Genomic DNA, 13,280 nt, shown 5'->3' on the forward strand with positions numbered 1-13,280 from the left:
AGTCACTGGAACATAATACCAACATCTTAACGATCGGAAGTGAGGCAGCATATGATTAAAGCAGGTGTGATTGGGGCAGGCGGCATGGGCGCCGTCCACATCAAGAATCTTCATGAGAACGAACATGTACGACTGGCTGCAATATGCGATACGAATGAGGCATTAGCCAAGCAGCAGGCTGAACAATATGGCGCAGCTTATTATACGGACGGCAGTACGATGCTGGAGCAGGAACCGCTGGACGTACTATATATATGCATTCCGCCCTTTTGCCATGGAGACTTAGAAGAACAAGCAGCTGCGAAAGGGATTCACTTAATGGTAGAGAAGCCGCTCGGTCTGGACATCGAGTCCGTTAGGCATAAAGCCAAGATTATCTCTGAAAGCGGAATCATAGCAGCTTCCGGTTATTGCTTGCGGTATCTGGATACCGTGGCAATTGCCAAGGATTATCTTAAGGACAAAAAAATCGGCATGGTTCGTGCCCACTACATAACAACCCCCGTACCCACTCCTTGGTGGCGCAAAAAAGCATTGTCCGGCGGGCAGCTCGTTGAACAATCCACCCACACGATGGACCTGGTTCGTTACCTGTGTGGTGATATAAACAGACTATATGCCGATATGAATCTTCTGCTCATGAATGATATCCCTGATTTGGACATCCCCGATGTAGGTGCCATTCAGTTCGTGCTGGAATCCGGAGCCGTCGGCCATATGCAAACAGGCTTCATCCAGTTTGATCACCGTACCGGCATCGAAATCATGGGCCGGGACTACCGTCTAGTGCTGGACGGGACCACGCTCTCCATTGTAGACAAGGAGAAGGAAATCGTGTACCGCAGCAAAACGGACTTTTACAAAAACTTAACCAATGCCTTGATTGACGCCATTCGTAACAACGATCCAAGCCTCGTGCTGGCGTCTTATGAAGACGGCTTCAAGACACTGGAAGCGACGCTGGCTGCTAATGAATCGGCAGAATCCGGCCAGCCTGTCATCCTGCAGAAATAGTGAAAATGGGGCATGCTCGTGGTTTGAACACCTTGAGCATGCCCCTTGCTTTATGATTTTGCATATATTTACGATCGCTTAACACAGCAAGCTGCTTTATATCCAGTCTGCTGCTGCTTGCGAGTTCTCGCATGGAAAAGTTTAGCCCCAATCCGGTCTTAGAGCCCAAGCGAAATGTATTTGACCTCCAGGAACTCCTCCATACCATAATGTCCGCCTTCCCGGCCAAGCCCGCTCTCTTTAAATCCGCCAAACGGTGCTTGCGCTGTTGAAGGAACTGGATCATTCACACCTACAATCCCGTATTCCAACGCTTCAGCAATGTGCACGGCTTCCCCAAGATTCTGGGTAAATACATAGGCTGCTAATCCATAAGGACTGTCGTTGGCACGCTCAACAGCTTCATCAATCGTCGCAAAGGTCGTGATCGGCGCAAGCGGACCAAAGGTTTCTTCGTTCATGCATTCCATATCATCGGTTACGTTGACCAAGACTGTAGGTTCGATGTAATGACTCCCTAGCTCAGACAGAACTTGACCTCCTACCAATATGGTACCGCCCTTCTCTACAGCATCCTTGATCTGCTTTACAACTTTATCTACGGCATCTTGATTAATCAGAGGACCGATATCGACACCAGTCTCGAGTCCATTTCCTACCTTCAATTGCTTAACGCGCTCGGCAAATTTGCTTGCAAACTGATCGGCCACTCCCTCCTGTACGTAAATCCGGTTCGCACAAACGCAGGTTTGTCCCCCATTGCGGAACTTCGAAGAGACTAAGCCCGCCGCTGCTTGATCCAAATCTGCCTCATTGGTCACGATAAACGGAGCATGGCCGCCAAGCTCAAGCGATATTTTCTTCACATTAGCTGCAGCACCTGCCATCAATTGCTTCCCGACTTGAGTTGACCCCGTAAAAGAAAGCTTTCTTACCCGATGATCCTCTTGCCATACACTGGAAATGTCACTTGAAGATCCAGTTACGATATTAATGACTCCGGCAGGAATACCAGCCTTCTCTGCAAGCTCTACCAGCTTGATGGCCGTAAAAGGCGTTTCACTGGATGGCTTGATTACGACCGTACAGCCGGCCGCCAGGGCAGGGGCAACCTTCCTTGTAATCATCGAAGCAGGAAAATTCCAAGGCGTAATGGCTGCCACTACACCAACAGGCTGCTTGGTAACAATAATACGCTGACGGTTCGATGATCCGGGTATGGTTTCTCCATATATGCGTTTACCTTCTTCTGCATACCAAGCCACAAAGCTATTCGCATAAGCAATCTCGCCAGCCGCTTCCTGAAGCGGCTTTCCCTGCTCCGTGGTCATGATCCGGGCAAGTTCCTCCGTATGCTCTTCTATTAATTGATGCCAGCGGCGAAGCAGATTTCCCCGCTCATTCGCTGTTTTGCGAGACCATGCCGGAAAAGCTTCAGCCGCTGCATCCACCGCTTGCTTCGCCTCCTCCTTACCTGATTTCGGAACACTGCCGATTTTCTTGCCATCCGCAGGATTGTATACATCCATGTGTTCATTCGTCTCAATCCATTGTCCGCCAATATAATTCTGATTCCTAAACATCGTAACAACCTCCTTATACAATCTTACTTAGTCTCCATCTATTCTTTGGATACGAGCTGCTAAAAATGTTAAAGCATACTTCCTACTATTATCCGATAATCACTTACCCTCATGCAAAATAATAAAACACTGGAACTTATATTCATAAGTCCCAGTGTTTTAAATATTCGTATCAATGAATCAGCTTATTTAATGGCTGCGTCTACTTCAGTAACCATTTCCGATACGGACGTCAAGCCGCCGCCGGAAAGATACCAGAAATCTGGATTCAGGTAGACGATATGACCTTCTTTTGCGGCATTCGTTGTATTTACAAGCTCATTCTCAACAACAGCTTTCGCACCTGATTCCCCTTCACCAGTGGAAACAGCAGCACCGCGGTCAACAACGAAGAGATAATCCGGGTTCATCTCAACGATATACTCATTGGAGATGTCTTTACCATGTGTACTGACCTCAATATTAGGGTCTACAGCTTCAAAGCCAAACACATCATGCAGAATACCGAAGCGGGAACCTGGTCCATAGGCGCTAATTTTGCCTTCATTCGCCAGAATGATCAGTGCTTTCTTACCTGTAGCTGTTGCTTTCTCGTTCAAAGTTTTAATGTTCTCGTCAATGGTAGCCAGCTCTTTTTCAACTTCTGCTTCTTTACCAAAGATTTGACCCAGTGTATTCATGTTGGACTTGAAGGATTCCATGTATTTGCTGGTATCTACGCCCAGGTAAACTGTCGGCGCGATTTTGTTCAGCTCGTCATAAGCGTCCTGCTGTCTGCCGGAGATAATGATCAGGTCTGGCTTAATGCTGTTGATTTTCTCAAAATCCGGTTCTTTCAAGCTACCTACGTTCTCGTACTTCTTGTCTTCGTATTTGGACAAGTATGCCGGAATATTCGCTTGTGGAACACCCAGAACATCAACGCCCAGCTTATCAAGAGAATCAAGAATACCGAAATCGAAAACAACGACGCGGGAAGGATTCTTTGTAATTTCTGTTTTGCCCAGTTTATGTTCAATGGTCAATTTTTCGGTTTCCCCAGCAGCAGCATCTCCACCGCTTGCTCCGTCTGCTTTGTCATTTTGTCCACAAGCCGCAAGTACTAGCGTGAACATTGCTACCATAAATAAAGCTAACCATTTTTTCATTGTCTGCACCTCATTAATTTTTTTGATATTTTCATATAAATCAACATATATTTGAATTTATGGTTGATTATGTAATCCTATGGAGACAGATGAAGTCGTGCCGACCTCTATCCAAGGCAGCTTCCTGATGAGTGGAGATAAGGATTCCGATCTTTCTTCCTTCCTTGATGGAACCCCTATCCTCACCTCACGATCTCTTCATCGCTTTTAGGCGTAATACACACATACTCTATTGTCATTAATCTCTTCGATCTCGATATCCATATCGTAGATATCACGAAGGACATTGCTCTGAATGATATTCTTGGTCTGACCTTCGCTCTCGATGGCACCGTTCTTCAATGCAACAATGTAATCCGAATAGAAGGAAGCGAAGTTGATATCATGGATGACGATGACAATCGTTTTGTTTAGATCTGCAACGAGCCTTCTGAGAATCTTCATAATCTGTACGGAGTGTTTCATGTCCAAGTTATTCAGGGGCTCATCAAGCAGAATATAATCCGTGTTCTGAGCGATGACCATTGCAATATAAGCACGCTGGGTCTGACCACCGCTGAGCTGATGGAGGAATTTATGCTGCATATCCCCAAGCTCCATATAAGAGATGGCTTCGTCCACGTATTTCTCGTCTTCTGCATTCAGTCTACCTTGCGAGTAAGGAAAACGGCCGAAGGATACAAGCTCGCGTACCGTTAAGCGTAGGCTGATATGGTTGGATTGTTTCAGTATGGAAACCTTCTTCGCCAAGTCTCCGCTCTTCCATTGGCTTACCTCTTTGCCGTCAACGGTAATTTGACCGCTGTCCTTGCCAGTCAATCTGCTAATCATGGACAGCAAAGTACTCTTACCGGCGCCGTTAGGGCCGATAAAGGAAGTGATCTGACCTTTTGGGATCGTAACTGACACGTTGTCAACGACCTTTTTACCGCCATAGACTTTCGATACGTTCGTAACCTGGATCATGCTTTACTCTCCTTTAGTAGCAGGTATATGAAGTAAACACCGCCGATGAAGTTAATGATGACGCTGAGCGTTGTAGAGAATGTAAATACCCGTTCTACAACCAGTTGTCCGCCAACCAAGGCGATAACGCTAATAAGAATGGATGCAGTGATTAAGAGTGAATGCCGATAGGTCTTCATCACTTCATAAGCAACATTGACGACGAGCAGACCAAGGAATGTGATCGGCCCAACCAGCGCGGTCGCAACCGAGATTAATATCGCTACAATGATGAGAAGCCGCTTGACAACATAATCATAATTGACACCCAGATTAATCGCCTGCTCACGACCGAGCGACAGTACGTTTAGGTACTTAGCAAACCGGGCAAAATACAGCAGGGTCAATGCTACTACAATGAATGAAAGAACCAGAAGCTCGGTTTTCACATTGTTGAAGCTGGCAAACATTTTATCGGCTACATATTGGAACTCGTTCGGATCGATCAGCACTTCCATAAAAGAAGACATGCTGGAGAACAAGGTCCCAAAGATCATGCCAATCAGCAGCAGGAAGTATATGTTGTTTCCTTCCCTCTGGAACAAAATCTTATACAACACTCCGGCAAACAGAATCATCGCGCCGACATTGATCAGAAAGTTTACATTACTACCCAGTTCATGGAGCGTGAAGGAACCGAAGACAAAGATAACTGTGGTCTGGATTAAAATATATAAGGAGTCTAATCCCATCACGCTTGGCGTCAAGATCCGGTTATTCGTGACCGTTTGGAACACCGTGGTTGACAGAGCAATCGCTCCGCCGGTCAGAATAATGGCAAGCACTTTCTTGATTCTTCTTGGAAAAGCGTAATCCCAACTGCCCCCAAGATCTATGAACAGAAAGACCGCTACCAGGATGATTGCCGCCGCGGCCAACAGGCCGAGTTTGGCTTTATAAGTCATAAGCCTTTCTCCTCATCAGTAAGAAAATGAATATGCCGCTTCCGAGTACGCCCACGGTTAGACTAATCGGAATTTCGTATGGATAGATGATGATCCGGCCAATAATGTCACAGAACAATACGAACCCGGCCCCCAAGAGTGCTGTGTGCGAAAGGCTCTTCTTCAAGTGATCTCCTAAGTACAGGCTGACGATATTAGGAATGATCAGACCAAGAAACGGAATCACTCCAACCGTTAATACGACAGATGCCGTAACCAACGCAACAATGACCAACCCTGTGTTCACAATTCTCCTGTAACGAAGTCCCAGGTTCGTTGCGAATTCTTCTCCCATCCCAGCCACTGTGAATTTATTAGCGAACAAGTATGCCATAATCACCAGCGGGATACTGATATAGAGCATTTCATATTGGCCCTTCATGATCATGGAGAAGTCACCCTGGAGCCATGCAGACATGTTCTGGATCAAATCATATTTGTAGGCAAAGAAGGTAGCAATGGAACTGACAATGTTACCAAACATAAGTCCTACGAGCGGAATAAAGATCGCGTCCTTAAATTTGATCCGATCCAGGATTTTCATGAAGATAAAAGTACCTGCCAAGGCGAATACGAAAGCCACCAGCATCTTGATAAGCGGACCGCTTGTCGTGAAGACCAGCATGGCCACCAATATCCCAAGCCTCGCAGAGTCCATTGTGCCTGCAGTAGTTGGCGACACGAACTTGTTACGGCTGAGCTGCTGCATGATCAAACCGCAGATACTCATGCTGACACCAGCTAATATGAGACTGACAAGCCTGGGGATGCGGCTGACAAGCATAATATGCTGTTGTTGTTCTGTCATGGAGAACAGTTCGAGTGGCGATATATCTTTAACTCCAATAAATAAGGAAATGATGGAGAGTACCACAACGGCTACTAATAAATATCTTAATTTCATGGCTCTTCCTTCTACGTGTTTGTCTCTGTAATACCTCACAGTTCATAATCTTCATGATTATTCTCATTGAGATTGATTATCAATCGCGTTCTGATATGCATTATATCATCCCCATTCTCAACCGACAAGTATAATTGAGAATCAAAATCATTTAAATGTTTCATTTTTGAATTGTTTGTTCATCAAATGTTCATAATGTGAAGTTTCATCAGGTTTAAGGGGATCCGTTCTCATTCACTATAATCGTCCCATCATTAGCATTGATTATTTGTCCAATGGAACGTTGACAATGAATCTATACTATATTAATATACTAACATAAGTATTATTCCTAACTAATTGTTAGTTAGTGTGGAATGATATTTCTCATTAATACTATTACCAGAATCGAATATGCATAAATGCTCTTTGTTCAGGACATCTTTCTAATCAGAGTCATGTATATTTGATAACTCAGGAGGTTAATTCATGTCTAAAGATTTTTCATCTGCACTTAAGGATCGCCGTTCCTACTACGCAATCAGCAAAGATTCCGTCATTTCTGACGAGCGCATCAAAGAGATTGTAAACGAAGCTGTAAAGTACACTCCATCTTCTTTCAACTCCCAAAGCGCACGCGTCGTGGTACTCCTTGGCGAGCAGCATGACAAACTGTGGAACCTCACAGAACATATTCTGAAAGAAGTTGTTGGAGATGAGGAAGCATTTAAATCCACAGCTGAGAAAATGGGCGCATTCCGCGCTGGTTACGGTACCGTGTTGTTCTTCGAAGACAACAACGTCGTAGCTGATCTGCAGCAAAACTTTGCTGCTTATGCCGATAACTTCCCAGTATGGTCCAACCAATCTAACGGCATGCTGCAATTCGTCGTATGGACTTCCCTCGAGGCTGAAGGTCTGGGTGCATCCTTGCAGCACTACAACCCATTGATCGACGAAAAAGTGAAGACTGAATGGAACATTCCTGAGAACTGGAAGCTGCTTGCTCAAATGCCTTTCGGTAAACCAGTGGCTGAACCAGGCGAGAAAGAATTCGCACCGCTCGAAGACCGCGTAAAATTCTATAACTAATTCATAAGAGGCGCCATCCAAGTTTATGATAACTTGGATGGCGCCTCTTTTTTTATTTCGTAACTTTCTTCATTAAATAATATGTGAATACTCAGTTTAGCTTAGCTTACATTTAATAATGCCCTAACAAATGGCTTGATCTCTTTATAACCCTGTTCAGGTACCCATTGTTGAATGGCTTTTTCATCCCCGCTCACGATCCACTTCAGTTTTTCTCTCAATTTCTCGATATAACCGGGCTCTCCCATGGATTCGATCAGCATTCTTTTAACCAAAACAGCCCAATCTTCTTTTGAATTCCTTCGATCCGGATACTTCTCGGCCAACCGAAGTACACTTTCAAGCGTACCCTTCTCTAGCAAGTGAGCGGCTAAATAATTTCCGATAAAGCGATGGGATGGGTCCAATGGAATGCTCTGTTCAAACCACGTCTCTGACTCCCGGTACTTTCCTTGCTTCATAAGCGCGGTTGCATGAACAGAATCGACGTAGGAATAGTCCTGATGATTTCCTCGAACAGAAAGATATCGCTCGAATGCTTGGTTATATTTGTCCCACTCTTCATGATTATAGAAGTAATCCGCCAATTCCCACAGGTACATAGGTGCCGGGCGTTGCCCGATCATTGCCTCAAGCGCGATCAGGGTTTCCTTAGAACCCTTGGATTCTGTATCCTCTGCCAGCGAGTCCTTCAATTGCAACAAACGAAGCCTCATCCTGAGGCTATGGACATCCTGGGGATTCTGCTTTACCTTCCGGGTATAGCCTTCCAGCGCTTCATCATATTTACGATCAAGCACTAGCCGATCCTCTGGCGTCTCTTCTCGTTCTTTTAACAGAAAGTAAGGTAAAGTACCTATTGTTTGCTCATTCAATCGATAACCGCTGCTGCTAGTTAATCTCGTACCATCCTCCCTGTAGGCATCCACCGACCAGAAGAAGGAACCTTCGGGATTAGCAAAGCCAATCACACCGCCAGGGTCCACTGTTGTCCAGTCATTACGGTCTCCGATAGAAATACCGACTCTTTGGTCATACAGATCTTGAACCGAAGCCTGAAGTGCATTCTCTTCTATATAATTAGCAATCGATGTCATGATTGTCCCGCCCTCTTGTAACTGCATACCCATATTCACTTTATAGTAGGCAGCTTCGGGAAACGCATCCCACTCGAAATAAATGGTATCGCCACCTATTTCTTCATTATTCACCGGGGTTCTCAACTGAATGAGCGGCTGCATCGTAACATTGATACTTTGTTGTGATCCTCGGGTAACCTCTACCCAATCCCCCGCATCGATGGACCAGGCTCTGCCGTCAACCTGCTCATAATTCAGGCCCATGGCAAGCTGGTAGCTTCCAGCTTCTACACCCTCAAAACGGTATTGACCCTTTGCATCCGTCAGCATTTGATAGGGTTCGCTTCGCAGTGGACTGTGATATTGATCTATCTGCTTTCGTAACATAACGCCAACAAGAGGCATGGGCTCTCCTTCGCGGCTTTGCACAGTTCCGCTGACCGTTGAAAGCGACTCTCCATCCAATATACTTTGCAAGCGATTATTAAGCTGGTTTATGCGGCTCGTGACCTCAGAATTTTTATTTCGCCGGTTGGAGCTCTCTGATAACCGATTTAATATCTCTTTCGCAGCCTTGGGTCTGCCTCGGCGCAGCAGCATTTCGGAATGAAGCAAGGCTGCTTTTCCAGTGATGTCATCGCGACCTCCATAAGGGGCATCTGCCAAATACTCATATTGCTTTGCCGCCTGTTCAGGCTGATCCAGCCCATCATACAGGCTCGCAAGCTCTAATTTTAATTCATATAGATAAGAAGAAAACTCACGGTCTGAATTCATTCCATTAGGGATGTCATTCTCAAATTTCTGGATTACCATCTCGAGCATATCCGCTGAAGCCTGTAAATTTCCGTCCATTGCATAATAATTTGACAACTGAACCGCTGCAAACTTTAGGAATCTCCCTGCAGGAGCGCCCTGTACATATTGACGCAATAGCGGCATCCCTTCATCCTGAGTAAAATGGATTGTCCCATCGACATCTCCACTTGCCATGGTGAAGTCCGGACTGACAAAGACATCAAACCGGTGATTCAGCTCAGTATCTTTGGGTTCAATCACATACTTCTCGATTAACTTCCATTTTTGCTTAGTACTCTTCGTATTATGAATAATGCTCAGGATCTTGGCCTTACTCTCAAGATTGCCTTGTTCCACCTGTTTCTGTGCAATCATCAATTCAATACGAGGCGATATCATATGCAGGACAATGAACAGGAGCATTACACTCAAAACTCCCAGCACCAAGTGCTTAATCTTGATCCGAATCTTCAAGCCTGGCCACCATCCTCTCGTACTGATCCTTCCAGTAGATACTACCGCCAACTTCAAGCAGCTCCGTCCCTGCCTGGAGTGACTTAGTGGGAGCGGGCTTCATCACAGGGTCTTTCCATAAATAAATTCCGAGGACAAGGGCGAGGACACTAGCACTAACATAACCAATCACTGCTGCCGGAATCTCGATCTCCTTGTTCCATAATGAAGCCAGAGACTCCCGGCCTGATTTTGGAAATGTACGCGATATAACCTTATCAGCACCCTGGAAATGGATTTCCTTCAGCTCCTGATTTATTTTTTCAGCAATATCCTTTTTCCCGTTACGCATCGCTCTCCCCCATCTCCATCATTATCTGCCGAAGCTTATTACGACCTCTCATTAACCGCGCCTTTACGGTATTCACATTCAGCTGCAATTGCTCTGCAATCTCCTGTACACCTAATTCATTGAAATAATACAGCGTAATCACTTCACGATATGTATAAGGCAGCTTCTGGATCGACTTCGTCATTTCTCCCTCACGCCAATGTTTGATCATTGCCTCCTCTGCTGCGGGAGCGACCTCGTCTACATGAAGGTCTATTCTTGGTTTGGGAAAAATGTGGCGCCAATCCCAAGTACGCTGCCGCATTCGACAACGATTCACCGCAATCCGGGTCAGCCAGCTCCGCAGTTTGTCAGCATCACGAAGCTGAGAGATATTCGCAAACGCCTGGATAAATGTATCTTGAACAGCCTCTTCAGCAGCTTGACGATCACGCAGCAGCAGTACCGTAGTGCGCAGCAAGTAATCTCCATACTGCTCCATCAATTCCCGGAGAGCCGCCTCATCTTTATTTTTTAAACGTTGTATAACATCCAGGCCATTTCACCCCTCTCTTATATATGGATGCGCCTCATCGCTCGCTGGTTGCATAAATTTGGATAAATCCTCCAAGATACATTGGAAATGATTGAAAACCTATTGTTAAAAGGATACAATAACACAAGTGAGACAGCCTGTCTGAATCATAAAACGGACTGGAGAATATCTCACGATAAGCAACTGCATATATGTTGGCTGTACTAGGGGTGCCATGTGCTGAGAGACGGCGTGCCGCCGTTAACCCTTAACCACCCGATCTAGGTCATACTAGCGTGGGGAAGTGTAGCATTTATGTTTATTTCGCTATGTAGGCATAACTGCACTTCCTTATGGGGGTGCGGTTTTTTTGCGTGCTTATTTTGCGTATTTACTATTTATTATGGAGAGGAAGATGAGTAATGAGTGAGCTGGTATGCGGAACCAGCAGGATTGTAGGGTGCCGTTTCTCCGTGTTTCCTATGACAGACCGATTTGTAGAAGTGATCATGGGAGCCCTTGATTCTGTCGATACGACGAAGGTTTGGATCCAAACAGATGATGTGAGTACCTGTATACGTGGACGTATGGAGCATGTGTTTGATGTGACGAGAGCTATTTTCGCCCATGCTGCGGCGAGTGAAGTCCACACGGTCTTCCAGGGCACCTATTCTATCGGTTGTCCAGGTGATACGGATGCTGATGTGTATATGGACGAAGATCCGACTCCTCTAAATTGCGATATCGGCAAACATGCCGATATTGAAACTGCCTGTCATTTTGCTCTTTATCCACTGGGAACCGACAATTATATGGAAGTCATCTATAATGAAGTTCATCGGGCGAAGGCCGCCGGGACCTTCAATGGCAGTGTTCATTACGCCAGTCGATTGGACGGAACATTGTCGCAGGTGTTTGAATCACTGGAAAATGCGTTTCACCATGCGATTCAATCTGATCACAGCCATTTGGTCATGACCGCGGTCGTGTCCGCCCACAGTCCATCGGCCAAATCAAAATGATGTCTAGTTGACAGATAAAGGCCCGGCGAGCGCCGGGCCTTTATCGTATGCTGTTGCAATTCTAGATGGGTTAAACCCAAACGCTCAAGATGATAACGAGCAGGATATAAAGAACCAAGATAATTCCTACAGAATTGCCGTAATTGCCGCCATAAGTTCCGCTCATGAAATATCCCTCCTGGATTCAAAAAATGTCGTGATGTAATCAAATCACATGATCATAGTATTGCTCATATCGGGTGTGCGCCACGGCGTTTGTACCCTTTTATAGATGATGAGCTTGATTATTCCGTGATAAGCGCTGATTGCTCGATGAATTTGATTGTCTGCGTAAATCGTGTATATAGCTTACATAACGCCGTCATCAATCCCATCTCATGGCTGCTTCATCTCGGATTCCCTTCTCTTTGCAAAAAAAGGGCTTGGCCAATCTAATTCAGCGAAAACCCCGGCCGCTCCTGAATCATATGGTAAATAAACGATGACCTTATGGTGCTCACAAGGAAGAAGGGATGATCAGATGAATTATATTCAAATGCTCTCCAAATTAGGCATGGGCAGTGCTCATCCCGGCGGATTCGAAGCCACCCTTCGAATGCTGAATAATTACCCTATCCAACCAAACAGCCGCATTTTGGAAGTGGGTTGCGGAACAGGCCGGACCGCGTGTCATCTGTCCGAGATGGGATACAAAGTAACAGCCATTGATTTAAACGAGAATATGATTAACAAAGCGCAAAAGAGGGCCGCTGCTATGGGGCTGGATGTGCAGTTCCTTCAGGCGGACGTGTGTGCATTGCCTTTTGAGGATAATCAATTTGACCTCGTTATGGCTGAATCGGTCACTGTATTCACAAATACCGCCAAGTCGCTGCCCGAGTATTATCGCGTTCTGGATCACGGAGGCGCCCTCATGGACAGAGAATTGCTACTCGATAAGCCGATGCCGGAGACGAAGCTTCAGGAATTGCTGGAATTCTTCGGGATTCCGAATCTGATGATGAGAGAGGAATGGTCTGAATCCCTTATGAACAGCGGCTTTACACAGGTGGATATTCTGGAATACAACCGCTTCAATGAGCAATTAAAGGAAGAGCAAACCCGCCATTTGGATGCATACGAACAGCGAGATAAAGGACTACTATTTGACGTTTCGCTCTGGGAGACGCTGTTTAAGCATGACCGCATGATTCTCGATAATACCGATTATTTGGCTTCCGCCTTATTCCGTGCCGTAAAGTAATACGACTCCATATTTAAACGTCATGAGGGGAATTGCATGAGAGCTGTGCAGCCCCTCTTTCTACTGTATGACAGACTTTCGACCTAATCCTACACTTTTTTTCAATTCCTTGTATCTAGTTTTGCCTGTCGATGCTATAATCATGGTAAA

General features: G+C 45.6%; 13 protein-coding genes and 1 riboswitch. Of the genes, 4 read left to right on the forward strand and 9 right to left on the reverse strand.

Annotated features, from left to right (window positions below; all coding sequences use genetic code 11):
- Window positions 1–51: 51 nt before the first annotated feature.
- Window positions 52–1,014, forward strand: coding sequence for a Gfo/Idh/MocA family protein (locus tag ABEQ74_RS05400; protein ID WP_430120191.1), 963 nt, complete (start codon window positions 52–54; stop codon window positions 1,012–1,014).
- A gap of 158 nt (window positions 1,015–1,172) precedes the next feature.
- Here the strand turns inward: ABEQ74_RS05400 and ABEQ74_RS05405 are convergent, their stop codons facing one another.
- From ABEQ74_RS05405 to ABEQ74_RS05425, 5 genes are all read right to left on the reverse strand, one after another.
- A complete protein-coding gene (locus ABEQ74_RS05405; RefSeq protein WP_430120193.1) occupies window positions 1,173–2,597 on the reverse strand; it encodes an NAD-dependent succinate-semialdehyde dehydrogenase in 1,425 nt (474 codons plus the stop codon).
- A gap of 185 nt (window positions 2,598–2,782) precedes the next feature.
- Window positions 2,783–3,745: a siderophore ABC transporter substrate-binding protein gene (locus tag ABEQ74_RS05410; RefSeq protein ID WP_430120195.1), complete on the reverse strand. Its 963-nt coding sequence runs from the start codon at window positions 3,743–3,745 to the stop codon at window positions 2,783–2,785.
- A gap of 207 nt (window positions 3,746–3,952) precedes the next feature.
- Window positions 3,953–4,711, reverse strand: a complete 759-nt coding sequence (locus ABEQ74_RS05415; RefSeq protein WP_054403025.1) for an ABC transporter ATP-binding protein — start codon at window positions 4,709–4,711, stop codon at window positions 3,953–3,955.
- Window positions 4,708–5,655: an iron chelate uptake ABC transporter family permease subunit gene (locus ABEQ74_RS05420; protein WP_430120198.1), complete on the reverse strand. Its 948-nt coding sequence runs from the start codon at window positions 5,653–5,655 to the stop codon at window positions 4,708–4,710. Before ABEQ74_RS05420 ends, ABEQ74_RS05415 begins: the two co-directional genes overlap by 4 nt.
- The gene (locus tag ABEQ74_RS05425) at window positions 5,645–6,598 is read right to left on the reverse strand and encodes an ABC transporter permease (RefSeq protein WP_430120200.1); all 954 of its coding nucleotides are present in this window, start codon (window positions 6,596–6,598) and stop codon (window positions 5,645–5,647) included. The genes ABEQ74_RS05420 and ABEQ74_RS05425 overlap by 11 nt, the downstream gene beginning before the upstream one ends.
- Window positions 6,599–7,066: 468 nt before the next feature.
- Between ABEQ74_RS05425 and ABEQ74_RS05430 the strand changes: the two genes are divergently transcribed.
- Window positions 7,067–7,669, forward strand: a complete 603-nt coding sequence (locus ABEQ74_RS05430) for a nitroreductase family protein (RefSeq protein ID WP_430120202.1) — start codon at window positions 7,067–7,069, stop codon at window positions 7,667–7,669.
- Window positions 7,670–7,770: 101 nt separating this feature from the next.
- Here ABEQ74_RS05430 and ABEQ74_RS05435 read toward each other — a convergent pair whose 3' ends face one another.
- The 3 genes from ABEQ74_RS05435 to ABEQ74_RS05445 are packed head-to-tail and all read right to left on the reverse strand — an operon-like array spanning window position 7,771 to window position 10,835.
- Window positions 7,771–10,020, reverse strand: a complete 2,250-nt coding sequence (locus tag ABEQ74_RS05435; RefSeq protein ID WP_430120204.1) for a hypothetical protein — start codon at window positions 10,018–10,020, stop codon at window positions 7,771–7,773.
- Window positions 9,998–10,351: a hypothetical protein gene (locus ABEQ74_RS05440; RefSeq protein WP_430120206.1), complete on the reverse strand. Its 354-nt coding sequence runs from the start codon at window positions 10,349–10,351 to the stop codon at window positions 9,998–10,000. Before ABEQ74_RS05440 ends, ABEQ74_RS05435 begins: the two co-directional genes overlap by 23 nt.
- Window positions 10,344–10,835, reverse strand: coding sequence for a sigma-70 family RNA polymerase sigma factor (locus tag ABEQ74_RS05445; protein WP_430120208.1), 492 nt, complete (start codon window positions 10,833–10,835; stop codon window positions 10,344–10,346). The genes ABEQ74_RS05440 and ABEQ74_RS05445 overlap by 8 nt, the downstream gene beginning before the upstream one ends.
- A 246-nt stretch (window positions 10,836–11,081) precedes the next feature.
- Window positions 11,082–11,185: riboswitch (TPP riboswitch) on the forward strand.
- A gap of 102 nt (window positions 11,186–11,287) precedes the next feature.
- On the opposite strand from ABEQ74_RS05445, the gene ABEQ74_RS05450 reads away from it, so the two are divergent.
- A complete protein-coding gene (locus ABEQ74_RS05450) occupies window positions 11,288–11,887 on the forward strand; it encodes a YkoF family thiamine/hydroxymethylpyrimidine-binding protein (RefSeq protein ID WP_430120210.1) in 600 nt (199 codons plus the stop codon).
- 70 nt (window positions 11,888–11,957) lie between these two features.
- Here the strand turns inward: ABEQ74_RS05450 and ABEQ74_RS05455 are convergent, their stop codons facing one another.
- Window positions 11,958–12,053 carry a sporulation protein YjcZ gene (locus ABEQ74_RS05455; RefSeq protein WP_082341631.1) on the reverse strand — a complete coding sequence of 32 codons (96 nt, stop codon included), beginning with the start codon at window positions 12,051–12,053 and terminating at the stop codon, window positions 11,958–11,960.
- Window positions 12,054–12,407: 354 nt separating this feature from the next.
- Between ABEQ74_RS05455 and ABEQ74_RS05460 the strand changes: the two genes are divergently transcribed.
- Window positions 12,408–13,130, forward strand: coding sequence for a class I SAM-dependent methyltransferase (locus ABEQ74_RS05460; RefSeq protein ID WP_430120212.1), 723 nt, complete (start codon window positions 12,408–12,410; stop codon window positions 13,128–13,130).
- Window positions 13,131–13,280: the final 150 nt, after the last annotated feature.

It is taken from the genome of Paenibacillus solani, assembly GCF_050475945.1.
Classification (GTDB): Bacteria; Bacillota; Bacilli; order Paenibacillales; family Paenibacillaceae; genus Paenibacillus_AQ; species Paenibacillus_AQ solani_A.

Excerpts from the sequence above, each read along its gene's own strand:
- ABEQ74_RS05400 (WP_430120191.1), top strand. The coding sequence starts at position 52 with ATGATTAAAGCAGGTGTGATTGGGGCAGGCGGCATGGGCGCCGTCCAC.
- ABEQ74_RS05405 (WP_430120193.1), bottom strand. The coding sequence starts at position 2,597 with ATGTTTAGGAATCAGAATTATATTGGCGGACAATGGATTGAGACGAAT.
- ABEQ74_RS05410 (WP_430120195.1), bottom strand. The coding sequence starts at position 3,745 with ATGAAAAAATGGTTAGCTTTATTTATGGTAGCAATGTTCACGCTAGTA.
- ABEQ74_RS05415 (WP_054403025.1), bottom strand. The coding sequence starts at position 4,711 with ATGATCCAGGTTACGAACGTATCGAAAGTCTATGGCGGTAAAAAGGTC.
- ABEQ74_RS05420 (WP_430120198.1), bottom strand. The coding sequence starts at position 5,655 with ATGACTTATAAAGCCAAACTCGGCCTGTTGGCCGCGGCGGCAATCATC.
- ABEQ74_RS05425 (WP_430120200.1), bottom strand. The coding sequence starts at position 6,598 with ATGAAATTAAGATATTTATTAGTAGCCGTTGTGGTACTCTCCATCATT.
- ABEQ74_RS05430 (WP_430120202.1), top strand. The coding sequence starts at position 7,067 with ATGTCTAAAGATTTTTCATCTGCACTTAAGGATCGCCGTTCCTACTAC.
- ABEQ74_RS05440 (WP_430120206.1), bottom strand. The coding sequence starts at position 10,351 with ATGCGTAACGGGAAAAAGGATATTGCTGAAAAAATAAATCAGGAGCTG.
- ABEQ74_RS05450 (WP_430120210.1), top strand. The coding sequence starts at position 11,288 with ATGAGTGAGCTGGTATGCGGAACCAGCAGGATTGTAGGGTGCCGTTTC.
- ABEQ74_RS05455 (WP_082341631.1), bottom strand. The coding sequence starts at position 12,053 with ATGAGCGGAACTTATGGCGGCAATTACGGCAATTCTGTAGGAATTATC.
- ABEQ74_RS05460 (WP_430120212.1), top strand. The coding sequence starts at position 12,408 with ATGAATTATATTCAAATGCTCTCCAAATTAGGCATGGGCAGTGCTCAT.